This is a genomic window from Nonomuraea rosea, from assembly GCF_039539705.1.
Taxonomy (GTDB): Bacteria; Actinomycetota; Actinomycetes; order Streptosporangiales; family Streptosporangiaceae; genus Nonomuraea; species Nonomuraea rosea.
Genome location: NZ_BAABDQ010000019.1, coordinates 139,566 through 164,796, shown reverse-complemented (window position 1 = coordinate 164,796; position 25,231 = coordinate 139,566). Strand labels below are relative to the sequence as shown.

General features: G+C 71.5%; 18 protein-coding genes. 11 read left to right on the top strand and 7 right to left on the bottom strand.

Annotated features, from left to right (window positions below; translation table 11 throughout):
• Positions 1 to 29: 29 nt before the first annotated feature.
• From ABEA43_RS36355 to ABEA43_RS36345, 3 genes are read left to right on the top strand one after another with little or no spacing between them, the layout of a single operon-like run.
• Positions 30 to 536 (top strand): PadR family transcriptional regulator, encoded by a 507-nt coding sequence (locus tag ABEA43_RS36355; RefSeq protein ID WP_345569109.1) that lies wholly within the window; start codon positions 30 to 32, stop codon positions 534 to 536.
• Entirely contained in the window at positions 533 to 1,261 is a 729-nt protein-coding gene (locus ABEA43_RS36350; protein WP_345569107.1) for an ABC transporter ATP-binding protein, read from the top strand. Before ABEA43_RS36355 ends, ABEA43_RS36350 begins: the two co-directional genes overlap by 4 nt.
• On the top strand, positions 1,258 to 3,525 hold the full coding sequence (locus ABEA43_RS36345) for an ABC transporter permease (protein ID WP_345569105.1): 2,268 nt from the start codon (positions 1,258 to 1,260) through the stop codon (positions 3,523 to 3,525). Before ABEA43_RS36350 ends, ABEA43_RS36345 begins: the two co-directional genes overlap by 4 nt.
• Here the strand turns inward: ABEA43_RS36345 and treS are convergent.
• Together treS and ABEA43_RS36335 are read right to left on the bottom strand one after the other, a co-directional pair.
• Positions 3,512 to 5,236 (bottom strand): maltose alpha-D-glucosyltransferase, encoded by a 1,725-nt coding sequence (gene treS / locus ABEA43_RS36340; protein ID WP_345569103.1) that lies wholly within the window; start codon positions 5,234 to 5,236, stop codon positions 3,512 to 3,514. The two genes, ABEA43_RS36345 and treS, sit on opposite strands and share 14 nt — an antisense overlap.
• Before the next feature lie 264 nt (positions 5,237 to 5,500).
• Entirely contained in the window at positions 5,501 to 7,075 is a 1,575-nt protein-coding gene (locus ABEA43_RS36335) for an asparagine synthetase B family protein (RefSeq protein WP_345569101.1), read from the bottom strand.
• A 235-nt stretch (positions 7,076 to 7,310) separates the two neighbouring features.
• Between ABEA43_RS36335 and ABEA43_RS36330 the strand changes: the two genes are divergently transcribed.
• The 4 genes from ABEA43_RS36330 (at position 7,311) to ABEA43_RS36315 (ending at position 12,588) form a co-directional block, all read left to right on the top strand.
• Positions 7,311 to 9,155 carry a hypothetical protein gene (locus ABEA43_RS36330; RefSeq protein WP_345569099.1) on the top strand — a complete coding sequence of 615 codons (1,845 nt, stop codon included), beginning with the start codon at positions 7,311 to 7,313 and terminating at the stop codon, positions 9,153 to 9,155.
• A 16-nt stretch (positions 9,156 to 9,171) separates the two neighbouring features.
• A complete protein-coding gene (locus tag ABEA43_RS36325) occupies positions 9,172 to 9,795 on the top strand; it encodes an anticodon-binding protein (protein WP_345569096.1) in 624 nt (207 codons plus the stop codon).
• A gap of 124 nt (positions 9,796 to 9,919) precedes the next feature.
• Positions 9,920 to 11,302: a diaminopimelate decarboxylase gene (gene lysA, locus ABEA43_RS36320; protein WP_345569094.1), complete on the top strand. Its 1,383-nt coding sequence runs from the start codon at positions 9,920 to 9,922 to the stop codon at positions 11,300 to 11,302.
• Entirely contained in the window at positions 11,299 to 12,588 is a 1,290-nt protein-coding gene (locus tag ABEA43_RS36315; protein ID WP_345569092.1) for a homoserine dehydrogenase, read from the top strand. Before lysA ends, ABEA43_RS36315 begins: the two co-directional genes overlap by 4 nt.
• A gap of 121 nt (positions 12,589 to 12,709) precedes the next feature.
• On the opposite strand, the gene ABEA43_RS36310 is transcribed toward ABEA43_RS36315, so the two are convergent.
• The 4 genes from ABEA43_RS36310 to ABEA43_RS36295 are packed head-to-tail and all read right to left on the bottom strand — an operon-like array spanning position 12,710 to position 18,370.
• Positions 12,710 to 14,395, bottom strand: a complete 1,686-nt coding sequence (locus ABEA43_RS36310) for a glycosyltransferase family 2 protein (RefSeq protein ID WP_345569091.1) — start codon at positions 14,393 to 14,395, stop codon at positions 12,710 to 12,712.
• Complete coding sequence (locus ABEA43_RS36305) at positions 14,392 to 16,419, bottom strand: glycosyltransferase (RefSeq protein WP_345569090.1); 2,028 nt, start codon at positions 16,417 to 16,419, stop codon at positions 14,392 to 14,394. Before ABEA43_RS36305 ends, ABEA43_RS36310 begins: the two co-directional genes overlap by 4 nt.
• Entirely contained in the window at positions 16,416 to 17,936 is a 1,521-nt protein-coding gene (locus ABEA43_RS36300; RefSeq protein ID WP_345569088.1) for a glycosyltransferase family 2 protein, read from the bottom strand. The genes ABEA43_RS36305 and ABEA43_RS36300 overlap by 4 nt, the downstream gene beginning before the upstream one ends.
• Positions 17,933 to 18,370, bottom strand: a complete 438-nt coding sequence (locus ABEA43_RS36295) for a hypothetical protein (protein WP_345569086.1) — start codon at positions 18,368 to 18,370, stop codon at positions 17,933 to 17,935. The genes ABEA43_RS36300 and ABEA43_RS36295 overlap by 4 nt, the downstream gene beginning before the upstream one ends.
• Before the next feature lie 244 nt (positions 18,371 to 18,614).
• Here ABEA43_RS36295 and ABEA43_RS36290 point away from each other — a divergent pair, with 244 nt between their 5' ends.
• Together ABEA43_RS36290 and ABEA43_RS36285 are read left to right on the top strand one after the other, a co-directional pair.
• Complete coding sequence (locus ABEA43_RS36290) at positions 18,615 to 19,688, top strand: glycosyltransferase family 2 protein (protein ID WP_345569084.1); 1,074 nt, start codon at positions 18,615 to 18,617, stop codon at positions 19,686 to 19,688.
• The gene (locus tag ABEA43_RS36285) at positions 19,685 to 21,337 is read left to right on the top strand and encodes a glycosyltransferase family 2 protein (protein WP_345569082.1); all 1,653 of its coding nucleotides are present in this window, start codon (positions 19,685 to 19,687) and stop codon (positions 21,335 to 21,337) included. Before ABEA43_RS36290 ends, ABEA43_RS36285 begins: the two co-directional genes overlap by 4 nt.
• 88 nt (positions 21,338 to 21,425) lie before the next feature.
• Here ABEA43_RS36285 and ABEA43_RS36280 read toward each other — a convergent pair whose 3' ends face one another.
• A complete protein-coding gene (locus ABEA43_RS36280; RefSeq protein WP_345569080.1) occupies positions 21,426 to 22,814 on the bottom strand; it encodes a glycosyltransferase family 2 protein in 1,389 nt (462 codons plus the stop codon).
• 278 nt (positions 22,815 to 23,092) lie between these two features.
• Here ABEA43_RS36280 and thrC point away from each other — a divergent pair, with 278 nt between their 5' ends.
• Together thrC and thrB are read left to right on the top strand one after the other, a co-directional pair.
• Entirely contained in the window at positions 23,093 to 24,151 is a 1,059-nt protein-coding gene (gene thrC, locus ABEA43_RS36275; RefSeq protein WP_345569078.1) for a threonine synthase, read from the top strand.
• Positions 24,152 to 24,257: 106 nt separating this feature from the next.
• Positions 24,258 to 25,163 carry a homoserine kinase gene (gene thrB, locus ABEA43_RS36270; protein ID WP_345569076.1) on the top strand — a complete coding sequence of 302 codons (906 nt, stop codon included), beginning with the start codon at positions 24,258 to 24,260 and terminating at the stop codon, positions 25,161 to 25,163.
• Positions 25,164 to 25,231: the final 68 nt, after the last annotated feature.

Sequence of the window (25,231 nt, the reverse complement as noted above, 5' to 3'; positions counted from 1 at the left end):
CATACGTAACATGAGCGGGAGGTGATGCGGTGCGGCTTCACCTGCTGGCGCTCCTGGCCAAAGAACCCGCGCACGGCTACGAGCTCAAACAGGCGCTGGAGCAGACGTTCGGCAGCGCCTATCCCTCCCCGAACATCGGCCAGATATACGTCACGCTCGGCAGGCTGGAGAAGGACGGCCTGGTCAGAGCGGTCGACGTGGAGCAGTCCAACCGGCCCAACAAGAAGGTCTACTACCTGACCGCCAAGGGCCGCGAGCTGCTCACGGTCTGGGTGGACGAGCCCACCGAGGGCCCCAGGGTCCGCGACGAGTTCTTCATGAAGCTCGTGCTCGCGCCGCTCACCGGCATCGCCGACCGGATGGCGCTGATCAGCAGACAGCGGCGCCACTACCTGTCGCTCATGAGTGATCTCAACGACCTGCTGGAGCGCACGCCGCCGGCGGACCGGGTGGCGATGCTGCTCATCGAGGGTGCCATGCTGCATCTCCAGGCTGACCTTGACTGGCTGGAGCGTTGCCAGGAAGATCTGGCATGAGCGCGGTTGTGAAAACGGTCAATCTGGTCAAAATCTACCAGGATGGCGCGGTGCCCGTGCCTGCCGTGCGCGGTGTGGACCTGCAGGTCGAGCCGGGCGAGTTCGTCGCGATCATGGGTCCTTCCGGCTCCGGGAAGTCCACGCTCGTCCACATGCTCGGCGGGCTCGACGCCAGGACGAGCGGCGAGATCTGGCTCGACGACAAGCGGGTGGACACCCTCTCCGAGAGCGCCTGGGCGCTCCTGCGGCGAAAGAAGATCGGGTTCGTGTTCCAGTTCTTCAACCTCGTGTCCAACATGACCGTGGGCGACAACGTCGAGCTGCCCGCGCTGCTGGCCGGGGCCTCGCCCAAGGTGGCGCGCGAGCGCAGGGAGAGCCTGCTCGGCGCGCTCAACCTGACCGACAGGGCCGACGCCTCGCCCGCCCAGCTCTCCGGCGGCGAGCAGCAGCGGGTCGCGCTGGCGCGGGCGCTGGCCAACCAGCCCAGCCTGCTGCTGGCCGACGAGCCCACGGGCAACCTCGACAGCCGCAACACCCGTGACGTGCTCCGCCTGCTCGGCGAGGTGCACAAGGAGGGGCAGACGATCGTCATGGTCACCCACGACGCCCGCGTGGCGAGCCTGGCGGACCGGCTGGTGTCGCTGTTCGACGGCGAGATCGTGGACGACGGTCGCATCGCGCGCAGGCGCAACCGCACCGCGGGTGAAGTGATCGACCTCAGATGAGCGCGGCGCGGGCGGGAAATCGGTGGATCAGGGCGGACCTGCGGGCCAGAGCGGGTCAGGCGGTGCTCACGGTGCTGGCCGTGGCGGGCATCGTGGCCGCGCTGATCACCGCGGCGACCCTCCTGGAGGACTCCACCAATCCGTGGCGAAGCCTGTTCGCCCAGACCGAGGGGGCCCACGTCTGGCTCTACACCGACGACAGCCCCCAGGTGGCCCTGGGGAACATCGACGGCGTGAGCCAGACCGCGGGCCCCTACCGGTCGGCTCCGGTGACCGTGGCGCAGGACGGCAAGAAGGAGCCGGCCGCGCTGCGCGCGATGCCGGAGGTGCCGCCGCTGGTGGCGCACCCCGTGGTGGCCGAGGGCCGGTGGCTGGACGCCGCCCAGCCTGACGGCGTGGTGGTCGAGCGGTCCTTCGCGGCCTCGCTGCGGCTCAGGATCGGGGCGCCCTTCACGATCATCGCCCTCAGCGGCGAGCGCCACACTCTCTACGTACGCGGCATCGCCGACTCCGCCGAGCAGGGCTTCTACCCGGAGTGGACGCCCGGCCTGGCCTACGTGCTGCCGGCCATGCTGGACCGGATCGAGCCCATGCTGGGCCGCAGCGAGTGGGTCACCGGGCTGCGCCTGGCCGACCCGGACGCCACGCAGGTCGTCTCGCAGCGCGTGGTCGTCATGCTGGAGGACAAGCTCCAGCGGGTCTACAACTGGCGCGAGGTCAGGGCCGCCATGGAGCTGGACAACCGGCTGCTCGGCACGCTGCTGGCGCTGTTCGGGGTGGTCGGGATCGTGGCCGCCGCGCTCGCCCTGGCCAACGCGGCCGGCGGCCGGGTGCTCGGCCAGCTCCGCGACCTGGCCACGCTCAAGTCACTGGGCTTCACCAGGAGCCAGCTCTCGCTGCTGCTCCTGGTCGAGCACGGCGCGCTCGGGCTGCTCGGCGTCGGGATCGGCGCGCTGGCGGGCTGGGGCGTGATGGCCGCGATGCTCGGCGCGACCTCCGTGGCCCCGATCCCCGTGCTGGCCATCGTCGCGGGCACGGCCCTGCTGGTGCTGGCCGCGGTGGGGGTGCCCGCATGGCGCGGCGGCCGCACGCCGCCGATCCCCGACGTGCCCGCCGCGCCGCCGCGCGGCCACCTGTCCAGGCTGGCCAGGCTCGCCCTCCTCGTACGCCTCCCGCCCGCCCTCGTGCTCGGCACCAGGGACGCCTTCACCAGGCGGGTGCCGGCGTTCCTGACGGCGTTCGGGCTCGCGGTGCCGATGATGATGATCACCATCGGGCTCGGCGTGTGGGCCACGCTGGACAACTTCCTCAGCCACCCCGAGCAGGTCGGCCAGCACGCCGGCGTGTACGTCAGGCAGGGCAAGCTGGAGGCGGAGGACGCCAAGCGGATCGCCGAGCAGGACAGAGACGTGGCCGCCGTCTACCCGGGCACCGACGTGAACGCCCTGGCCCCCGGCGAAGCCCGTTCGGTCAAGGTGCGGGCCATCGGCGGCTCGGCGAGACCCTACCCGTTCCCCGTGGTCGAGGGCCGCATGTACACCAGGCCGGGGGAGGCCGTCGCCGGGCAGGGCCTGCTCGACCTGCTCGGGCTCAAGATCGGCGACCGGGTGCGGCTGACCGTGGGCGGCACGCCGCTGATCGTCAGGATCGTCGGCAGGAACATCGAGCCCGACGCCGACGGCGAGGTGCTCTCGGTGGGCCTGGACAGCCTGGCGGCCAAGGACACGGTGCCGCCGGAGTTCTACGCGCTGGCCCTCAAACCGGGCAGCGACCCCGCGGACGTACGCGGCAGGCTGCTGGCCGAGTCGTCGGAGAGCCTGGACGTCCAGATCGCGGTCAACCCGGCGGACCGGCTGTCGATCATCAGAGTGGTGATCGTGGCGATGATCGCCGTGCTGGCCCTGATCGGCCTGGCCAACCTGCTCACCGCCAGCGCGCTCGGCCTGCGTGACCACGCCTTCGACCTGGCGGTGCTGAAGGCCATGGGGCTGACGCCGCGCCAGGTCATGGCCACGCTCGTGACCGGCACGGGGCTGCTGGTGGTGCTGGGCGTCGGTGCAGGCGCCGCCGCGGGCGCGTCCATCGTCACCTGGCTGATCGACCTGCAGGGCTCCACGAGCGGCGTGGGCGCGGGTATCGGCCGCTCGCCGTCGGCCCTGACGCTGAGCCTGGCCATGGTGATAGCCGTGGGCACGGCCCTCGCGGTGGCGCTCATTCCCGCCCGCCGCGCGGCCCGTGCCCAGGTGCCCGTCACGTCACGCTGATCGCCGTCTCCACGCGGATCTCCGCCTGCTTCAACGCGAACCAGTAGAAGCCGTGCCCAGGCAGCGTGAGCAGGTAGGGGAGCTCCCCGATGGCCGGGAACCGCACCCCGCCGCGCGCCTCGATCGGCGTCATCCCCTCGAACCTGCGCAGGTCGAGCTCGACCGGCTGCGGGAACTTCGACAGGTTGTTCACGCACAGCATCACGTCGTCGCCGTCCTCGCGCACATACGTGAGCACGCTCGGGTTCGACGACCACATTTCCGTGTACGCGCCCACGCCGAACACCGGGTGGTTGCGGCGGATCTCCAGCATGCGCCTGGTGAAGTGCAGCAACGACCCCTCGTGCCGCTGCTGGGCCTCCACGTTGACCGCCTGGTAGCCGTAGATCGGGTCCATGACGGCAGGCAGGTAGAGCCGCCCCGGGTCGGCCGAGGAGAACCCGGCGTTGCGGTCGGGGCTCCACTGCATCGGCGTGCGGACCGAGTCACGGTCCTCCAGCCAGATGTTGTCGCCCATGCCGATCTCGTCGCCGTAGTACATGATCGGCGAGCCCGGCAGGCTCAGCAGCAGCGCCGTGAACAGCTCGATCCGGTCCCGGTCGTTGTCCAGCAACGGGGCCAGGCGCCGGCGGATGCCCAGGTAGGCGCGCATGCGCGGGTCCTTGGCGTACTCGTTGTGCATGTAGTCGCGCTCTTCCTCGGTCACCGTCTCGAGCGTGAGCTCGTCGTGGTTACGCAGGAAGATGCCCCACTGCGCGTGCTCGGGCAGCTTGGGCGTGCGCGACATGATCTCGGAGATCGGCTCGCGGGTCTCCTTCTTCACCGCCATGTAGATGCGCGGCATCAGCGGGAAGTGGAAGGCCATGTGGCACTCGTCGCCGCCCGTGGTGGGGTCGCCGAAGTACTCGACGACGTCCTCCGGCCAGCCGTTGGCCTCCGCCAGCAGCACCCGGTCCGGGTAGAGGCGGTCCACCTCCGCGCGGATCTTCTTCAGGTACGCGTGCGTCTCCGGCAGCCCGGAGCACGCGGTGCCCTCCCGCTCGAACAGGTAGGGGACCGCGTCCAGCCGGAACCCGTCGATGCCCAGGTCCAGCCAGAACCGCAGCACCTCCAGCATGGCCTCCTGCACCGCCGGGTTGTCATAGTTCAGATCCGGCTGGTGGTGGAAGAAGCGGTGCCAGTAGTACTGCTTGCGCACCGGGTCGTAGGTCCAGTTGGATTCTTCGGCGCCGATGAAGATGACCGGCGCGTCGGGATAGCCGCCCGGATGGTCGGACCATACGTAGAAGTCGCCGTACGGCCCCTCGGGGTCGTGCCTGGACGCCTGGAACCAGGGATGCCGGTCGCTGGTGTGGTTCATCACCAGGTCCGTGACGATCCGCAGGCCACGTTCGTGGGCGGCCTCGATCAGCTGTACGAAATCCCCCAGGTCCCCGAAGTCCGGGAGGATCTTCATATAGTCCGAAATGTCATAGCCCCCGTCGCGCAACGGCGACTCGTACAGTGGCAGCAGCCACAGGCAGTCGACGCCGAGCCACTCGAGATAGCCGAGCTTCTCGACGAGACCGCGCAGGTCGCCGGTGCCGTCGCCGTTGGAGTCCTTGAACCCCCGGACGAGGACCTCGTAGAACACCGCCCGCTTGTACCAGCCTGGATCCGCCGAGACGAACGCCTCGGAGATCGGCTCTGGCAATGGGGATGCGTTGATCATATGTCGCTCACAGGAAGAGATGTGGGCAGGACGAAGTCACCGGTTATGCCCCGGCGTTGTTATCTGGTGACCGCGCCGCGTGGAGTCGTCATCCCTGCGAACTCCATGCCCTCAGACAAGACCGGATTTGTGATCCGGTGCCCGTTTGTGCGGCGCTTACGGGCCGAACACTACCAGCCCGTTGGCTTTCCGGAACCCGCTTCTGCTGTGCGACGGTTAATACCCGCGAGATCCGTATGTAATCACCCTGTTACCCAGAGTTCACTAAAAAGGTGCTGCGACGTCCCTGAGGTCGTTCTCGTGGTCGTTCAGCCACAGTCCGAACAGCACCAATCCCCGCACCCAGAAACGGTCGTTCCAGCTGTTGAAGCGGGTCAGCGCGTCGGGTCCGCCGGCCACCACCTCGTGCAGTTCGTCCGACAGCAGCCCCGGAACGCGGCTCACCACGGTCTCCAGCATGCTGTGCGCATAATTTCGGGCAGGGGCGGCCGTGGAGCGCAGCGGGATCCGCTGGAGCGGCTGCTTGATCACGTTGGTGGACGGCAGGGCGGCGACGCGGGGATTGGCCGCGTGCAGCACCTCGCGATAGAAGCGGCCCTGGGCCTTGCGCGCCACGCCGACCGACAGCGCGGCGTCGAAGAAGTCCGGGTGGATGAACGGCGCGGCGAACGACGCCTCCGGCCCCACCAGGTTGACCGCCGAGCGCGCGATGCCCCGCACGGTCCTGGTGTGCAGCACCGACAGCGGCAGCTCGGCCCGGTGCCCGTGCATCATGGAGGTGGCGGCGGCGAACTGCTCGCGCACGGTCTCCTCCACCCACTGGGCCGCGACCTTGGACAGGAACGGCTGGGTGGGCGCGCCGAGCGACAGCGAGTCGAGCACGGCCGCCGAGCGCTCGGCCTGCGTCGTGGCCTCCAGCGCGGCCCCGCTGACCATGAAGTTCTTCAGCAGCGGCCCGCCGGCCAGCCCGTCGACCAGGATCCGGCCGGCGCCGTGCACCTCCTTGGCGAAGGGCGCGTACCAGGCGTGGTGCGGGGTCAGGTATTCGAGCCTGCGGGCCACCTCGACCGCGTCGTCGGGGTAGTCGGCGGCGTCCTGGGTGATCACGCGGTGCGGGATGCCCAGCTCTCGGGTGATCGACCTGGCGAACGCGATGTCGGTGTCGTTGCCGTCATCGGGGCTGGTGGTCCACGACTCGACGTCCATCCCGCGGGCCTTGGCCACGCTGGCGAGCAGCCGCGAGTCGTAGCCGCCGCTCACCGGGACGAGCAGCTTGCGCCCGTCGTAGTCCCGGTAGACCTCGTGCAGCAGCTCGACGATCTCCTCCGGGCTGATCCACGACTCGTACGGCTCCGTGCGCAGCCAGCGCGGCAACCGCCGCTCGGTGGTCAGCCGGTCGTGCTCGAACACCAGCGCGCTCGACCCCGGCAGCCGCTTGACCTCGCTGTACGGCGTCGCCTCGCCCAGCGGGAACGTCACCTGGATGATCGAGGCCCAGGCCGACCAGTCGATCGCGACCGGCACCAGGCTGAGCAGCGGCTGGATCAGCGACGAGAAGTAGACAGCGTCGCCGTGGCGCACGTAGTAGACGTCGACCAGGCCCAGGCCGCCCGTGTGCAGCGTGACCCGCCGGCCGTCGCCGATCAGGCCGGGAGCCTCGTACGTCTCCGCGACCGAGATCCACTCCTCGGGACCGGCCGGTCGGCGCTCACCCCAGGCGAACGCGAACGCGCCTTCCGCACGGTGATACGGCGGCAGCGGCGTGGAGCTGAACAAGGCCGCCTCGGCCTGCTGCAGCGCAGGCCGGACCCGAGGGCCCGCGGCGGTCAGTTTGCCCAATATGGCAGTGTCGATCCGGCCGAGAGCACCACATACGTAGGGCCTTACGTTGAACTGCACCGGATCTCATCCCTTCGAGACGCTTCCTGCAGAAGAGTATCCTTTGCCGGGCCGAGGAAGCGGAGGTCCATGAGTGAGCGGGGCGAGCGAGCAGTGAGACACAGCGTCTTTGTCGGCAGGGTGTGCGTTGTCGGAATTGCCGGGTCTGCGTGGTCGGGCCGATGAAGGAGGACCGGTGACAACCGAGCTGGAGAGCACGCGCCGAGCGCTGCGGGATGCCATCACGCAGGCTGAGCGCGCGGCGGAGCTGGCCAGGCTGCTGGACGCCGCCCAGGCCAAGCTGGCCGCGGCCGAGCAGAGCGCCGACGAGGTCAAGGCGCTGGCCGAGCAGCTCGGCGAGGTGGAGGAGCGGCTTGAGGCCGAGCAGGCCGCCGCCGACAAGCTCCGCAGGGAGCTGGCCGAGCAGCGCTTCCAGGCCGAGGTCGCCAACTGGAAGCTGTCCTCGATCAAGGTCGCCCGCTGGAACCGTCTCGGCGACGCCATCAAGAGCGGCAAGAACAACCCGATGCGGCTGGCCAAGGGGCTCAGGGGCGCGGCCAAGCCGGTCAAGCGGCCCATCGCGCCCAAGCGCAAGCCCGTGGCCGCGGACAAGGCCAAGGATGAGCGGCCGGGAGCGGCGTTCCAGGCCACCAGCACCATCAGGACGCTCGGGGGCGCCTCGTTCAAGCTCAGGCCCTTCCGGGTGCCGACGGGCCCGAACACGCGGCCGCATCTGACGGCCGCGGTGATCGCCGACCCGCACGCCGAGGCGCTGCTGCGCTACGAGTGGCGGCAGACGACCGGCTTCACGCCGCGCGACTTCGCCAGGGTGCTCCCGCTGGAGGTGCCCCACCTGCTCGTGGTCGAGTCCGTCACCGAGGGCCCGTGGGTCCAGGAGCTCACCGGCGAGCCGGGCGAGGGGCTGAAGGCGCTGCTGGCGTGGTGCGCCGAGCGCGGCATCCGTACCGTCTTCTGGCACACCCAGGGCGACGTCGCGGACTACGCGGCGGCGGCCGAGCTGTTCGAGCACCGCTTCACCACCGATCTGACGGTGGCCTGGCCGCGCCTGCAGTTCGGGGTGCAGCCACGGGTGCACAACCCGCTGCCGCTGGCCGGCGGGCGCATCGACCGGGTGCTCACGCTCGACCAGCTCCTGCCCGGCCACCTGCGCTACCCCGACGTGCTGACCTCCTACCGCTGGCCGGCCGCGGCCGACTGCCCGCCGGGCACGCCGCAGTGGCGGCTGGCGGAGATCGCCGCCTGCAACACGCCCATCGGCACCGAGGCCGACACGCGGCGGGCGCACGTGGCGCTGCGCAGGGCGTACGGGATGGGCACGATGACCGAGCGCGTCGACGAGCTGCTGGAGGCGATCGGCCTGCCCAGCGCCCGCGCCACCCTCGACACCTCCGTCATGCTGCCGATCCTCGACCCGTTCCTGATGGAGCACGGGCTCGCCCAGGTCGCCAAGCAGTCGGGCGTGAGCCAGCTCATCGTCATCGGGCCGCCGGAGGCCGAGCTGCGGGCCCGCGACGTGCTGCCGGACGTCGAAGTCATCTACCGCCGCCCACACCCGGCGATGACCGAGGGCGCCATGCTCGACGCCGGCATCGACCTGTGCGAGGCCGACCTGGTGGCGGTCATGGACCCGCGCGACGTCTACGGCCCGCACTACCTGTCCGACCTGCGGCGGGCCTTCCTGTTCAGCACCGCCGACATCGTCGGCAAGGCCGCCTTCTACGCCCACCTGCGCAAACCCCAGGCCACGCTGCTCAAGCAGCCCGACGCCGAGTACTCCTACCTCCCGGAGATCAACGGAGCCACCCTGATCGCCCGCAGGAACACGCTGCGCGAGCTGGGCTTCGCCGACCTCACCGAGGGCTGGGACGAGGTGCTCATGCGGCAGTGCCGCACGGACGGGATCAAGGTGTTCTCGACCGACAGATTCGGATATGTGCGGGTACGCGACGAGGACCGCTGGCTGCTGGGCGCGGCCCACCTGGTCGAGTACGGCTCCGCGGAGCCGCACGCGCTCATCTGAGCCCTAGAGTCGCCCCATGACGCCTGGCGAGCTGGCCGAGATCCTGGGGGAGCCGCCGGCGCCCGAGGGCACGTGGGAGCACGAGGCCGTGTACGTCTCCGCGGCGGCCCTGCGGCGGCGGGTTCCGGCCGGGCCGCTGGCGGAGCGGGTGCGGGCGCTGGACGGCGTGGCCGGGGTGGCGGTCGGCGGGCGGGGGCTCCTGCGGATCGTCGTCAGCGTGCCGGGGGAGCTGCTGGAGTCCTTCGAGCCGGTGGCGATCCCGGAGCCCGGCTGGCCGGACTTTCCTCGCACCTGGGACAACCCGGGGTTCGTGGTGCGTTACGGGCACGCGCGGGCCTGCGCGGCCGAGCGGTGGGCCGGCGAGCTGGGGGTGGCGGAGGAAGGGTTCCGGCCGGAGCTGCTGTCCGATCCGTACGACCGCGGGGTGCTGCGGGTGCTGGCCGAGCTGCCCGGGCGGCTGGTCAGCCGGGATCCGGGGTGGGAGACGTACCTGGTGCGGCTGGCGCTGGCCTTTCACGACGCGCACGAGCACGCGCCCGCCGTGCCGGTGGGGGACGAGCGGCCGGGGGCGGTGCACACGGCCCGGGTGCGGCTGGCGCGGGCTGTGCGCGGCGTGCTCATGGGCCCGGAACGGCTGTGATGAATTGTAAAATATCCGGCCAAACGGCGAAAAATCGTAAAAATATCCCTTCTGGAGCTTGATCGCGTCTCGATACGTGGGCACGCGGTCATGGGAGAGCGGCGCTTCCGATAGCCTCGATCGGGTGAGTCGATTCGCCCATCCCGCCGGGGACCGGCACGCCGAGATGCTGCCCCACGAGCGCCCACCGCTGGCGCCCGCCGACCTCAACCGGATCAATCCCGCGATCTGGCCCCGAACGTCGACCCGGACCGATGGCGCGCTCACGGTCGGCGGCATGGACGTGCGTGACCTGGCCCGCGACCACGGCACGCCCCTCTACGTCCTCGACGAGGACGACGTCCGCTCGCGCATGCGCGACTACGCGACCGCGTTCGCCGACTCCGACGTCCACTACGCCGGCAAGGCCTTCCTGTGCAAGGAAGTGGTCCGCTGGCTCCAGGACGAGGGCCTCGGCCTCGACGTGGCCAGCGGCGGCGAGCTGGCGGTCGCGCTCAGTGTCGGGTTCCCGCCCGAGCGCATCACGCTGCACGGCAACAACAAGTCCGTCGCCGAGCTCACCAGGGCCGTGGAGGCCGGGATCGGCCACATCGTGGTCGACTCCTACGAGGAGATCGCCCGGCTCGGCTACCTCGCCGAGCAGCGTGGCCTGCGGCCCAAGGTGATGATCAGGGTGACCACCGGGGTCGAGGCGCACACGCACGAGTTCATCGCGACGGCGCACGACGACCAGAAGTTCGGGTTGTCCCTCAACACGGGGGCGGCGGCCGAAGCCGTACGCAGGATCCTCGCCCTTCCCCAGCTGGAGCTGGTCGGGCTGCACTCGCACATCGGCTCGCAGATCGTCGACACGGCCGGGTTCGAGGTCGCGGCGCGGCGGCTGGCCATGCTGCTCGTGCAGATCAAGGACGAGCACGGCGTGGTCCTGCCCGAGCTGGACCTGGGTGGCGGCTACGGCATCGCCTACGTCGAAGGCGACGAGGCGCCCGACATCAAGGAGCTGGCCGACGGGCTGCGCGAGATCGTCACCAAGGTCTGCGTGGACGCGGGCCTGCCCGTGCCCCGGCTGACCGTGGAGCCCGGCCGCACCATCGTCGGTCCCGGCGGCGTCACCCTCTACACGGTCGGCACCGTCAAGGACGTCGAGGGCCTGCGCACCTACGTGAGCATCGACGGCGGCATGAGCGACAACGTGCGCACGGCGCTCTACGGCGCTGAATACACCGCCGTGCTGGCCAGCCGCGAGAGCCAGGCCGAGCCCATGCTCTGCCGCCTGGTCGGCAAGCACTGCGAGAGCGGCGACATCATCGTGCGCGACGTTCACCTGCCCGCCGACCTCGCCCCCGGCGACCTGATCGCCGTGGCCGCGACCGGCGCCTACTGCCGTTCGCTGGCCAGCAACTACAACTACCTGCCCAAGCCCGCCGTGGTGGCGGTCGCGGACGGCGCGGCCCGCGTGATCGTGCGTGGCGAGACCGAGGACGATCTCTTGAGGGGGCAGCTGTGAAACCGCTGAAAGTGGCTCTTCTGGGCTGCGGAGTCGTCGGCTCGCAGGTCATCAGGCTGATGCACGAACAGGCCGGTGACCTGGCCGCGCGCATCGGCGCGCCCCTGGAGCTGGCCGGGGTGGCGGTGCGCAGGCTGGGCCGCAAGCGCGACATCGAGGTGGATCCCGCGCTGCTCACCACCGACGCCGAGGCCCTGGTCACGCGCGACGACGTGGACATCGTGATCGAGGTCATCGGCGGCATCGAGCCGGCCCGCTCGCTGATCGTCGCCGCCCTGTCCAAGGGCAAGTCCGTGGTCACCGCCAACAAGGCGCTGCTGGCCGAGGACGGCGCCACCCTGCACGAGGCCGCGCGGACGGGCAACGGCGACCTCTACTTCGAGGCGAGCGTGGCCGGCGCCATCCCGCTGCTGCGCCCCCTGCGCGAGTCGCTGGCCGGCGACCACGTCAAGCGGGTGCTCGGCATCGTCAACGGCACCACCAACTACATCCTCGACAAGATGGACTCCACGGGCGCGTCCTTCACCGACGCCCTGGAGGAGGCCCAGACGCTCGGCTACGCGGAGGCGGATCCGACGGCCGACATCGAGGGCTTCGACGCCGCCGCCAAGGCCGCCATCGTGGCCGGGCTCGCCTTCCACAGCCGCGTCACGGCCGCCGAGGTGCACCGCGAGGGCATCACCGACATCACCGCCACCGACGTGGCCTCGGCCAAGGCGATGGGCTACGTCATCAAGCTGCTGGCCATCTGCGCGCGCTCCGACGACGGCCGTTCGTTCGGGGTGCGGGTGCACCCGGCGATGATCCCGCGCTCGCATCCGCTGGCGGGGGTGCGGGAGGCGTACAACGCGGTCTTCGTCGAGGCGGAGTCGGCGGGGCAGCTCATGTTCTACGGCAAGGGCGCCGGCGGGGCCCCCACGGCCTCGGCCGTGCTGGGCGACCTGGTGGCCGTCGCCCGCAACCGCCTGGCGGGCACGCGCGGGTCGGAGGAGTCGACGTACGCGGATCTGTCGGCGCACCCCATGGGCGAGACCGTGACGCGCTGTCACGTGGCGCTGGACGTGGCGGACAAGCCGGGCGTGCTGGCGCGGGTCGCGGACCTGTTCGCCCAGCACGACGTGTCGATCCAGACCGTCCGCCAGGAGGGGCACGGCGACGACGCCCAGCTCGTCATCGTCACCCACCGGGCCACGGACGCCGCGCTGTCGGCGACCATGGACGGGCTGCGTGACCTGGACATCGTGCGTGCGATCGCCAGCGTGATGCGCGTGGAGGGCGACGACTGAGCCGAGCGCCGCGGCGCCGCCCGCCTTCGAGCGGCGCCCGCACGGGGTCTCAGTTGCCGGGGATGGCGCGGCCGCGTACCGGGCGTCAGCTGTCCGGGATGGCGCGGCCGCGTACCGGGCGTCAGTTGTCGGGGAAGGCCAGGCCCCGGACGCGGCGGACGGCGCGTTTCAGCACGGTGCGGTTCTGGGCGCGGGCGAGCCTGACCGCCTCCTTGCGCCAGGCCTCCGCCTTCTCCTGCCAGCGGGCCGCGTCCCTGCCGTTCTTGCCCGACTCCCTGCGCAGCTGCGCGAGCTCCGCCCGTAGCGCGGCCGTGCGCTTGCGGTAGAGGGCGATCTCCTTGTCGTGCTCGGCGGCGAGCCGGTCGATCTCCGGGACGGGCTTCCTGCGCGGCGGGTAGACGGCCGGGCGGCGCTTGAACCCGTAGGTCTCCCCGTCCACCCACTCCAGGCCGAACAGGGCGTCGATCAGGTCGTCCAGCCGGTCCCCCGGAGCGGCCACCAGCGCGGCTCTGGACAGGGCCGCCGTACGCTCCAGGCGGGCGACCGTCACGCCCTCGCCGGTCTCGTCCAGCGCCACGCAGAGCGCCCCGAGATCGTGCTCCTCCATGTGGGCCACCAGCCGCTCCAGCGTGTCCTTCGCGGGCGTCCAGCCCGGGGGGAGCGACAGGCGGAACGGGGGCGTTCCCGGCAGCGGGGCGTCTTGGTCTCCGGCGAGGTGGACGCGGGCGTCGTGGTCGAAGCAGGCCTGGATGAGGCGCAGGTCGAGGTGCGGGTCGGTGAGGGGGGAACGGCGGGTGGCGGTCAGCGCGTCCCACTCGCCGGTGACGGTGACCCGGACGTCCGGGACAGAACCGGCCAGGAGGGCGTCCACCGTGGCCCGTACGTCCTCGTACGAGCCGGCGGGCAGCACCGCGTCCACGTACGGCACCAGCCACTGACGCCCCGCCTCCGTGCGCAGATAGCGGCGGTAGGGCACGCGATCGGCCACGTAGGGGTCGTTGTAGCGCTTCAGCGCCCGGAAGTCGCGCATCGCGGTGGGCAGGCCGATGTGCCACGCCCTGGACTGCGGGTCGGGGACGAAGACCACGCCCGCCTGGGTCAGCCGGTAGCCCAGCTCCGTGTCCTCGGCCAGCACCAGCGAAGTGTCCAGGCCGCCGATCGAGCGCAGGAGCGCGGCCGGGTACGACGCCGTGGCGCCCACGTGGATGCGGGTGGCCAGGGAGCTGGCGGCGGTGCGGAGGCCGTCATGGTCGGCGATGATCTGCTCGGCCCAGTCGTGGCGCTGCGGCGACAGGGGGAAGAGCTCCGCCTCCGCGCCCGTCTCCAGGGCCTGGCGGACGTTCTCCTGCGTCGGCAGCTCGGTGGCCGCGGTGAAGTCGATCCAGCCCAGCGCCACCACGTACGGGGCCAGGTGGTGCCAGCGGAGCTGGGCCTCCACGTGCTGCCGGTGCGGGACCATGTCGGCGTCCAGCACGAACAGGACGTCGCCCGCCGCCGCGTCCAGCCCCGCCTGCACGGCCCAGGCCCGGCCCCAGCCGCCCGGCGGGCTGGAGATCAGCTTCGTCCTGGCCGGGACGAGCTCGGGCAGGCGGAGCGGCGTGCTGCTGCCGTCGTCCACGACCACGACGTCGAGGAGGCGCTCGGGGTAGCTCTGGGCGGACAGGGCCGCGAGGGTCAGGTCCAGCGTCTCCTGGCGGTCGTGGGCCGGGATGACGACGGTGACGGTCAGCGTGGGCTCCCAGTCGCCCAGCGCGGGCGGAGTCAGGGAGCCGAAGTCGTTGCGGCGGATGCGCGGGATGCCGGTCATGGGTGCAGGAGTCCGTCCATGGCCATCAGGGCGTTCGGGCGGAAGCCACGCCACTGCTGCCTGTTGCGTTGCAGGAACGTCCCGATCGGCTCCTGCCAGGTGTGGTTGGCCGCCGGGCCTCTGCGCAGGATGTAGCCGAGCCCGTGCGTACGGTAGATCTGCCCGCCCGCGGCCTGCAGCGCCTCCTGGAACTGGGTGTCCACCGACCGCCGCAGCGGCCTGAACCCGCCCACCGCCTGGAACGCCGAGCGCTCCACCAGGATCGTCCCGCCCGCGACGAAGCTGGTGATCTGCTCGGTGACCTGCCTGCGGTGCACGGTGACGTCGATGGAGGACAGGTAGACGAACTCCGGCACGGTGCCGACCACCTGCGCCCCCGAGTACGAGTGCGCGAGCAGCAGATCGGCCAGGAAGTCGGGCCCGTACCAGTCGTCGTCGTCCATCTTGAGGAGGAACGACCCGGAGGCCCTGGCGGCGGCCTCGTTCAGCACCTCGCCGAAGACGGCCTGGCGGTCGGCCTCGAACACGGTCAGCGGGCCCTCGAACCCGGCGATCGCCGCCGCCACGTCCGGATGCCCCTGCGGGACGCCGTGCAGGGCGAGGATCACCTCCAGCTGGACGCCGCGCTGGCGGGCGATCTGGTCGAGCGCGAAGGCCACCATGTCGGTGCGGCGGGTGGCGAGCAGGACCGAGGTGAGCGGCGGGGCGGGCGCGGGCGCGCCGAGCTGCTCCCATCGGGCCGCCACGCCATGGATACGGAGGGCGGCGCGGCGCAGGCGGATGCTGTGCTCCTCCCGCCGGAGATCATCCGAAATATCGGGGCGAAGCTCGATAAGTCCGATGATTTCCTCGCCCAATGCGCCCGCCCATCGCGGCACCGCGTCCGCCACCAGCGGCACCCCCGCGGTGGCCAGCCCCGCCAGAACCCGGACGGCGGCCAGCGGGCCACTGTGGGCGTGGTGCCAGTCCACCTCGACGCCGCGGATCTGCCGCAGCCTGGACACCTCCGCGTCGGTGACCCCGCCGGACTCGGCGAACGACGTCACGACCTTGCCGTCCAGCAGCACCGACCAGCGGCCGTCGCGCTCGGCGAGCGACGCCGTGCCGCGTGACGGCGTGGTGATGAAGCCCTGGGGGTTGACCATGCGCTCGTCCACGGGCGGCACCATCGACGGCTCGCCCAGCACGTCGGGGTCGGCCAGCGGCGAGTCCGCCATGCCGGGACGGCCCAGCCGCTCCCAGCTCGCGGCGGCCAGCGCGGGCCGCTCGATGGGAGTCTGATCCCCGGCCCACTCGACCGACTCCCCGTCCGCGCCCCACCCGAACACCAGGTTCCCGTCGGCGGCGGGCGCAGGGACGTCGGCCGTCTCGCTCCCGTCAGCGTTTCCGGCGGTCGCCTCGGAGGAAGATTCGTCGGAGGTGTGGTCGAGCGTGCGCAGCACCATGTCGCTGCCCGGCGCCCCCACGCGCTCCGGCACCGGCCCGGTGACCTCGGCCGGCGTCGCGTTGGGGTCACCGGGACGCCAGGCCGCCGCCCCGACGCCCGCGATCGCCGCCGCCGGCGCCGCGATCACGTCGAGGCGATGCCCCGCGAAGGCTCGCGCCGTGGCCGCGACCGTGCGCCCGGCGGGCGTGGGCCCCGAGAAGCGGGCGTCCACCACCCAGACCCGGTTCTTGGGCTGGTACACCCGCAGATCCGTCAGCGACCGCCACCGATGGGCGGGCGTCGGGGTGGGCACGGGCGCTGGATGGGAGGCGGGCGTGTCGAGCACGGCCACCACGACCCGCTCGGCCTCGGGCAGCAGCTTGTGCAGCGTCGCGATCCTGCGCAGGTCGGCGGGCGTCCTGGCGAGCACGAGCACCTCGCGGGCCCGCTCGACCGCGGCGGGCGGCTCCAGCAGGTCCCGGTCGAGGTCGATGACGCTCGCTCGCCCGCCCGCGCCGGCGTACACGGGCTCGATGTCGTCGATCCCGGCGAGGAACACCGGGGCGCCCCGCAGCTCCGCCAGCAGTTCCCGGATCATCCGGCGCTCCGCAGGTGCCTGATGAACGACCGCAGCGCTCCCGGCGGCTCGTCCGCGTCCGGCGGCGGCTCGGTGGTGAGCCGTTCGACCTCGGCCGTCAGCCTGGACACCTCCGCTCGCAGCTCCTTGACCTCGTCCAGGCGCTGCGTGGCCACTCCACGCCACTTCGCGGGGTCCCCGGCCAGCGGCTCGGCGTCCTCCGCGGTGGCGAAGCCGTACTCGCTCCCGCTGATCCACTCCGTCCCGAACATCTCGTCCACGAGATCGTCGGCGTTCCCCTCGAACAGGGCGGCGCGGGCGAAGGCGGCCGTGCGCTCAAAGCGGGCGGCCACGACGCCTTCCGCGCCTTCCGCCAGCGCCACGCAGACCAGCCCGAGCAGGTCCCGGTCCGCGTGCCCGACCAGCTTGGCGAGCGTGTCCGCGCCCAGCACCCACCCGGCGGGCAGGCTGAGCTGGAAAGGCGCGGGGGCGGCCGTGGCGGGTACGCTCTCCGCGAACACGACCCGCGGCTCATGCGCGTAGAGATGGTGCAGCAGCCGCAGGTCCAGCAGCGGGTCGTCGAGGTTGGAGCGGCGTTCGCCGGTCAGCTTGCCCCACGGGCCGACGAGCGTGACGGCGGCGTCGGCCAGGGTGCCCGCGAGGGCCGAGTCCACCGTCGCCCGCGTCTGCTCGTACGTGGTCGCCGCCACCACGACCCGCAGGTACGGCACCAGCCAGTGGCGGCGCGGATGGTTGCGCAACCAGCGCAGGTCGGGGATCAGATCGCCCAGGTAGGACCAGTTGTGCCGGTGCACCTCCTTCTCCCGCAGCATCACGGTGGAGGGCCCGACGTGCCACGCCCTGGCCTCGGCGTCGGGGATGAACACCGCGCCCGTCTGAGCCAGCCGGTAGCCCAGCTCGGTGTCCTCGGCCATGTTCAGGGAGACGTCCACGCCGCCGGCCGCGCGCAGCAGCTCGGCGCGTACGGAGGTGGACGCGCCCGTGTGCGACAGGTACGCGCTCGCCCCCGCGTCCCTGAGCCGCCTGGTGGACTCCAGGGTCTTGCTCGTGTACTCGGACTGGACGCCCTCCTCGCCCGGCTCGTCCACGAACCGGGTGTCGCCGATCACCACCGCGTAGCCGATCAGGTGGTGCCAGCGCATGTGCGCCTCAAGGTGGTCCTCGGCCAGCAGCATGTCGGCGTCGAGCCAGTGGATCACGTCGCCGGTGGCCGCGAGCTGCCCCGTCTGCCTGGCCGCGCCGCGCCCCCACCCTTCGGTCACCCGTACGACCCGGGCGCCCGCCACCTCGATCGGCGGCCGGCTGCCGTCGTCGGCGATCACGATCTCGACCAGCTCCGACGGGTACGTCTGCCGCGCGAGCGCGGGAACCGTGCGCTCAAGCGCGTCCGCGCAGTCGTAGGCCGGGATCACCACGGACACCCGCAGCGACGGCTCCCAGGCCCCGATCGCGGGCGGCCGCAGCGTCCCGTAGTCGTTGTGCCTGACCCGCGGCACAGATTGCCTGGCCGGCGTCATACGGCGTCCTTGGCCAGCGCGCGAACCTCCGCGCGCAGTTCCTCCACCTCTCGTGCCCGTGCCATGGCGTTCACCCGGTCCTCACCGAGCGAGGCCAGAATCGCGCCCAGGTCGTCGGCCCGCCGCGCCGCCGAGTCCTCGACGGCCTGCACCAGCAGGTCCATCCGGGTCTCGATGCGCTTGAGCGCCGTGGTGGTCCTGGCCAGCTCGGTCTCGTGCTTCTTGACCCGCAGGTCGATCCGCTGCGCCTTGCCGTCGAGGCGGCGCACGGCCAGCAGCAGGACGGCCAGGGCCGCCAGCGAGACCAGGAACGCCGCCGTGGCCGCCGCGGCGCCGAACGTGATCAGATCTGCGAGTACGAGAAGCGCCAGCACACAGGCGGCCAGGACGGCGAGGAGTGCGACGGTCGCTGCCAGTCGGCGGGGCGATAGCATCCGCGCATACCTTTCGTAGATCACGCCTTGCTCGCACCTAGTTGGACATCGCAGGCGTCACGGACATCAAGGGATTATTGACACCTTAGTAAACTCGGGCCCCCACCGTGACATAAGTTCCTGGAGGAAAACTGGGAATCTCTGCGGGCTTCCTCCCGAAAGTGACCGACGCGTCTACTGGCTAGTAAATCCGGCGTAAGGTAGGCGCCGACTGAGTCCCACGCGGTCAAGGAGAGCGCCACCCATGTCCGTCACCCCTAGCGGCTTCGCGCGTACGCCGGAGAAGGGGCTCGCCCGCCTGCACTGGGCTGAGAGCGGCTGGGTGATCGACGGCGAGCCGCTCGACATCGCGGCCTTGCGCCCGCTGCGCGGCCTGGAGATCGAGTGGCCCGCGGCCCAGGTGCCGCTCGACGGCCTGCTCGGCCTGGCCGCCGCCGGGATCCCACTGACGGCCGATCAGGCCGCGCCCTGGGTGCCCGGCGACCTCGCCGCGCTGCTCACCGACCACGCCTGGCGCGGCCACACCGCCGACGGCACCGCGCGCTGCGTGGCCGACCTGAGGCGCGAGGAGCACAGCGTGCGCCTGCGCCGCCTCGCCCACCGCCGCGCCAAGCCGAAGGTCAGCATCGTCATGTCGACCAAGCGGCCCGGGCTGGCCGGCGCGGCGCTGGCCCAGATGGCCCGCCAGCGCGACGTCGAGGCCGAGGTGCTGCTCGGGCTGCACGGCGTGGCCCACGAGCAGGTGCGCGAGGCGATCGGGTCCTGCCCGCTGCCCGTGCGGTGGATCGAGGCCGAGGCGTCCGTGCCGTTCGGCGAGGTGCTCAACCGGGTCGCCGCCCTGGCGAGCGGCGACTACCTGGCCAAGTGGGACGACGACGACTGGTACGGCCCCCGCCACCTGGCCGACCTGTTCATGGCGCTGTCGTACGCGGAGGCCGACGTGGTGGGCACGACGGCCGAGTTCTTCTACCTGGAGCCGTTGCGGGCGACGATCAGGCGCACGACGTTCGCGAGCGGGGCGAGTTATCCGAGCGAAGTGTGGGCTGATCACGTGGCGGGCGGCACGATCATGGTCCCCCGAGCGAAGTTTCACGAAATAGGCGGATTTCCTGGGTTGCCGCGCGCCGTAGATCTCGAATTCCTGAAAGCGGCGCAGAAAGCCGGCGCCCGCGTCTACCGCACCCACGGGCTGGGTTACGTCCTGCGCAGAGGGCTCAGCGACGAGCACACATGGCAGCTCCCGCTGGCCCACTTCCTCAAGGTGGCGGCGAACCAGTGGCGGGGCTTCCGCCCGAGCCTGCTGATGGAAGCCGCATGAAGCTGGGCGGCGACCCCCTCACGAACACGTCGAGAGTGCGCGGCAACGACTATCGCGTGCTCACGCCCGCCGCCCGGCTCACCCCCGAGCTGACCGTCAGCGTCGTCATCCCGGCCTACGGCGGCCAGGACAAGCTGGACCTGGCGCTGGCCGGACTGGCCAGGCAGACCTACCCGGCCAGGCTGACGGAGGTCATCGTCGTCGACAACGGCAGCACGCCGCCGCTGCGCCTGCCCGCCACCCGGCCGCCCGGGACGCGCCTGATCGTGTGCGCGACGCCGGGCAGGGCCAACGCCCGCAACGCCGGCCTGGCCGCGGCCACGGGCGACGTGATCCACTGGCTCGACTCCGACGTGGTGCTGACCCCGGGCGCGATCGAGGCCCACATGCGCTGGCACCACGCGGCGCCCTACCTGGTCGTGACCGGCTACATCAGGTTCACCGGCGCGGAGCTGCCCGCCGAGCTGCCGGACGACCTGGAGAAACACTTCGAGCCCGCCGAGCCGCACGCCTGGATCGTGGACCTCGTCGAGCGCACCGACGGGCTCACCGACAACCCGCAGCGCCCGTTCAGCCTGCACGTCGGGGGCGCGACCTCGGTCAACGCCCGGCTGATCGAGGCGGCCGGGCCGATGGACGACGAGCTCATCCTCGGCCAGGACACCGAGATGGGCTACCGGCTGAGCCAGGCGGGCGCGGTCTTCGTCCCCGAGCCCGCGGCCCGCGCGTACCACCTCGGTCCCACCATGCGGATGCGCGACAAACAGTCCATCGACCGGGTGAGCCACGCGTTCGTGGCCGACCGCATCCCGGCCTACCGCTGGCTCCGCGGGCATCCGGGGCGGCAGTGGAAGGTGCCGTACGTCACCGTGGTGGTGGACGGCACGGCGGGCTACGAGAGCGTGCGGGCCACGGTGGACGCCCTGCTGGCCGGCACCGTGCCGGACATCTCCGTCCTCCTGCTCGGACCATGGGACGCCGTCGAGCGCGAGCGCCGCGCGCCGCTGAAGGACCCCGACCTCGATCTCGTGCTGGTCCAGGGCCACTACCAGCACGAGGGCCGGGTACGCCTGGCCGCCGCCGAGGACGTCGACCCGGCCGTGCCGTTCGTGCTGCGCCTGCCGGCCGGCTGGGTCCCCGGCGAGGACAGCCTCGCCCGGCTGCTCGACCTGGCCCGCGACGAAGGGCTCGGGCTGGTGAACGTGCTGCTCCAGGAGTCGTCACAGGGCGTGCTCGCGGCCCGGCTGGAGCGGACGTCCGCGCTGGCCAGGGCCCGGATCGTGGCCGCCGACGGCGAGGACCTGGACGACGTGGTCGACGCCGTGTCGGGCGTCTCCTGGGTCGAGGCCGAGACGTACGGGTTCGGCACGGACGCCGCGCCGCCGCTCGGCCGGCGCGGGGCGTACCGGGCGCGGGTGGAGGCGCAGGCCGAGGCGGCCAGGCAGGCCAAGGAGGCCGAGCGGCTGCGCGCCCAGGTGGCCAAGTGGAAGGAAGAGGCGGGGCGCTGGCGCAAGACGGCCGTGGAGCTGCGCCGCGAGGTGGGCGCCCTGCGCCGCCAGCTCGCCGCCGCCAACCGCGCCCAGCAGAGCCTGCGCGCGCTGGTGTCCTCCACGATGAAACGCGCCCTGCGCAAACGCCTGCGCGGCTGAACGCGCCCCGCCCGAACGCCTGCGTGACGGACGCACTCTGCGCGCAGGCCTGCGCGGCCTGAATGCACCTGCGGAAGCCGTCAGGGGGTCAGTTCGGGCGGAGGGCCGACTTCAGGCGTCTGAGCAGCGTCTTCTCCGGCGATTCCACGGGCAGCGGCACCGGCGCGGGAATGGTGACCGGCCCCGGTTGCGCGGGTGCGGGCCAGAAGCGGTCCGGCGGCTCGTGGCGTACCCCGTGGGTGGTGTCGATGAGATCGTCCAGGTCGGCTCCGGGGCCGGCGAGCAGGGTGGCGCGGCCGAGCGCCGAGGTGCGCTCCAGGCGCGCCGTGCGCCCGTCGGGCAGGTCCACGACCAGCACGCCCGCGAGGTCCTTCTGCACCGACTCGATCATGCGCTCCAGCGTCGCCTTGTGCAGCGGCACGTCCACCGGCCCCCGGTAGCGGAACGGGGTGGGCGCGGGCGTCGGCGCGGCCTCGTCGATCAGGCGGATGCGTTCGTCGTGCGCGAACAGGTCACGCAGCAGCCGCAGCTCGAAACACGGGTCGGACAGGGCGAAACGCCGCGAGTCGTCCAGCCGCGACCACGGCCCGACCAGCGTCACCACGACGTCCTGCAGCTTGCCGTCCAGCGCCGCCGACACCGCCTGCCGCACGACCGACTCGGAGGTGTCGGTGACGTCGAGCACGATCTCCACGTACGGCACCAGCCACCGCCGCCCCCGCTCCTTGCGCAGGTCTCTGCGCAGCGGGATCCGATGCGCCAGGTACGGCTCGACCGCCCGCACGGCCCGCTCCCTGTCGCGATGCTGCGCGGGCAGCCCCAGGTGCACCGCCTGCGCGTCCAGGTCGGGCACGAACACCACGCCGTGCATGGCCAGCCGGTAGGAGAACTCGGTGTCCTCGCCCCTCGCCACGGTCGGGTCGAGCCCGCCCACGGCGTGGAAGACCTCCCTGGGCAGCGCGAAGGTCGGCCCGGTGCACACGTGGTACGGGTTGCGGCTCTTGCGCAGCCCGTCGGTCTTGGCGATCGTCGCCTCGGTCGAGCTCGACACGGCCTCGGCCAGGTCGAACACCTCGCTCAGGTGCCGCGCCTCGAAGATCTGCCGGGGGCTGACGGGCGGCGCGTCCACGAACTTCTTCATCCCGATCGTGACCAGGTAGTCCGTGACGTGGTGCCAGCGGGCCAGCGCCTCGATGTGCTCGCGGCAGGCCACCATGTCGGAGTCGAGCCGCTGGATGATCTCGCCGTCGGCGGCCTTGGCGCCGGTGTTGACGGCGTTGGAGATGCCCCAGCCGTCGCGCACGCGTACGAGGCGGGTGTTGACCGGCCGGAGCTCGGGCAGCCGGAGCGGCGGCGCGCTGCCGTCGTCCACGACCAGGACCTCCATGAGGTGGTCCGGGTACGTCTGCGCGGCCAGCGCCGCCAGCGTCAGTCCGAGCTTGTCCTGCCCGCCGTGAGCGGGTATCACCACGCTCACGGAAAGGGCGGGTGACCAGGCGCCGAGCTGCGGTGCCGCGATTGGTGAATAGTCGTTCTGCCTCAAAGCAGGACGCGCGTTCATCGTGGTGACCCCCTGCTCAGACCTTATCGGGAGATGCTGAGAATTTCCTGAATAGTGGCCCTGTCCAACAGGCGTGGTCCGGGGCGCCGGCTGACCATAGACTGAGATCCGGTGTCCGACCAGTGGACGCCGCTCCTCGGCGGCCGCCCACACCCCGTACACTCGGTGCCCAACACCGCAGGTAGGGAGTCATCATGAGCAGGTCGTGGCGTGGCCTCATCGAGGAATACCGCGAGCGTCTTCCTGTGACCACGAAAACGCCTGTCATCACGCTGCTGGAGGGCGGCACGCCGCTGGTGCCCGCGCACCGCGTCTCGGCCCTCACGGGGTGCGACGTCTACCTGAAGGTCGAGGGAGCCAACCCGACGGGGAGCTTCAAGGACCGCGGCATGACGATGGCCATCAGCAAGGCGGTCGAGGAGGGGGCCAAGGCGGTCATCTGCGCCTCCACCGGCAACACCTCGGCCTCGGCCGCGGCCTATGCCGTCCGCGCCGGGCTGACCTGCGCCGTGCTGGTGCCGAAGGGCAAGATCGCCATGGGCAAGCTGGCCCAGGCGCTCGTTCACGGGGCCACGCTGCTGCAGGTCGAGGGGTCGTTCGACGACTGCCTGGAGATGACCCGCAAGCTGTCGTCCAGCTACCCGATCGCGCTGGTCAACTCCGTCAACCCGTTCAGGCTGCAGGGGCAGAAGACGGCGGCGTTCGAGATCGTCGACACGCTCGGCGACGCGCCCGACATCCACTGCATCCCGGTGGGCAACGCCGGCAACATCTCGGCCTACTGGATGGGCTACCAGGAATACGCGGCCGACGGCGTGTCGTCGAAGCTGCCGCGCATGTTCGGTTTCCAGGCCAGCGGCTCCGCGCCGATCGTCGAGGGGGCGCCCGTCGCCCATCCGCACACGATCGCCACCGCCATCCGCATCGGCAACCCGGCGTCCTGGGAGCTGGCCACCTCGGCCCGCGACGATTCCGGCGGGGCCATCCAGGCGGTGACCGACCGGCAGATCGCGGCCGCGTACAAGCTGCTGGCGCAGGAAGAGGGCGTGTTCGTGGAGCTCGCGTCGGCGGCCAGCGTCGCGGGCCTGCTGCAGGCGCACGCGCAGGGTCTGGTCGAGCCGGGTCAGCGCATCGTCTGCACGGTCACCGGCAACGGCCTGAAGGACCCCGACTGGGCGATCTCGGGCGCGCCGGCGCCGGTCGTCATCCCCATCGACGTCCACGCCGCCGCGGCGGCGCTCAACCTCGCCTGACGCGTGCGCGCGCGGGGGCGCGCGCGAGCGCAGGCGCGCGGGCGGGTGCGTGGGGAGAACACGTGTGTGTACGGGGAGTGAGAAGTGATGAGGGAAACGTGAGTGCATGAGGACCGTTGAAATCCGGGTGCCTGCCACGTCGGCGAACCTCGGACCGGGGTTCGACGCGCTGGGCCTGGCCCTGAGCATGTACGACGAGGTCGAGGCCGAGCTCACCGCCGAGCCGGGGGTGCGCGTCACGGTCGAGGGCGAGGGCGCCGGCGAGGTCGACACGGGCGAGGGTCACCTGGTCGTCAAGGCCATGCGCAAGACGTTCGCGCGCATGGGGGTGCCGCAGCCGGAGGGGATCCGCCTGCGTTGCCGCAACAGGATCCCGCACGCGCGCGGCCTGGGATCCTCCTCGGCGGCGGTGTGCGCGGGCATTCTCGCGGCGCGCGCTTTGGCCGATGGCGAAATCTCGGACGACGAGGTCTTCGCGCTGGCCACCGAGATGGAGGGCCATCCGGACAATGTGGCGCCCTGTCTGGCCGGCGGACTGACCGTGGCCTGGTCCGACCACGCTGCGTCACCCCATATGGTGAAGCTGGCTCCCGACGAGCGCATCCGCCCTGTCGTCGTCATTCCATCGACGCGGCTGGCCACGGAGACCGCACGGGGGCTGCTGCCGAAGGACGTGCCCCACAAGGACGCTTCCTTCAACGCCGGCAGGGCCGCGTTGCTGATCGCCGCGCTGACCCAGCGTCCGGAGCGAGAGCTGCTGCTCGCCGCCACAGAAGATCGACTCCACCAGCACTACCGCGCGCCTGCGATGCGGGAGAGCGCGAATCTGGTAGAACGTCTCCGTGCAGTGGGCGTGCCCGCGGTCGTTTCGGGAGCGGGTCCCACGGTTCTTGCGTTTTCGACCTCGGATACGCAGGATTTGATCGCGCCAGAAGTGGGTAATGACTGGCACATCCAGCTTATGGACGTCGACCCGGTTGGTGCGAACGTTCAGTTCCCCGAGACACGCTGATGCCTCTTTAGACCTTCAGGGAATAGCCGTGTGCGCTGGTGATGTTAGGCTAATAGCCGCACCAGATG

Bases quoted from the DNA above. Each gene is read 5' to 3' on its own strand.
- thrC (WP_345569078.1), top strand. From the start codon at position 23,093: ATGAGCAGGTCGTGGCGTGGCCTCATCGAGGAATACCGCGAGCGTCTT.
- ABEA43_RS36350 (WP_345569107.1), top strand. From the start codon at position 533: ATGAGCGCGGTTGTGAAAACGGTCAATCTGGTCAAAATCTACCAGGAT.
- ABEA43_RS36285 (WP_345569082.1), top strand. From the start codon at position 19,685: ATGAAGCTGGGCGGCGACCCCCTCACGAACACGTCGAGAGTGCGCGGC.
- ABEA43_RS36290 (WP_345569084.1), top strand. From the start codon at position 18,615: ATGTCCGTCACCCCTAGCGGCTTCGCGCGTACGCCGGAGAAGGGGCTC.
- ABEA43_RS36325 (WP_345569096.1), top strand. From the start codon at position 9,172: ATGACGCCTGGCGAGCTGGCCGAGATCCTGGGGGAGCCGCCGGCGCCC.
- ABEA43_RS36295 (WP_345569086.1), bottom strand. From the start codon at position 18,370: ATGCTATCGCCCCGCCGACTGGCAGCGACCGTCGCACTCCTCGCCGTC.
- treS (WP_345569103.1), bottom strand. From the start codon at position 5,236: ATGATCAACGCATCCCCATTGCCAGAGCCGATCTCCGAGGCGTTCGTC.
- ABEA43_RS36310 (WP_345569091.1), bottom strand. From the start codon at position 14,395: ATGACCGGCATCCCGCGCATCCGCCGCAACGACTTCGGCTCCCTGACT.
- thrB (WP_345569076.1), top strand. From the start codon at position 24,258: ATGAGGACCGTTGAAATCCGGGTGCCTGCCACGTCGGCGAACCTCGGA.
- ABEA43_RS36345 (WP_345569105.1), top strand. From the start codon at position 1,258: ATGAGCGCGGCGCGGGCGGGAAATCGGTGGATCAGGGCGGACCTGCGG.
- ABEA43_RS36300 (WP_345569088.1), bottom strand. From the start codon at position 17,936: ATGACGCCGGCCAGGCAATCTGTGCCGCGGGTCAGGCACAACGACTAC.
- ABEA43_RS36305 (WP_345569090.1), bottom strand. From the start codon at position 16,419: ATGATCCGGGAACTGCTGGCGGAGCTGCGGGGCGCCCCGGTGTTCCTC.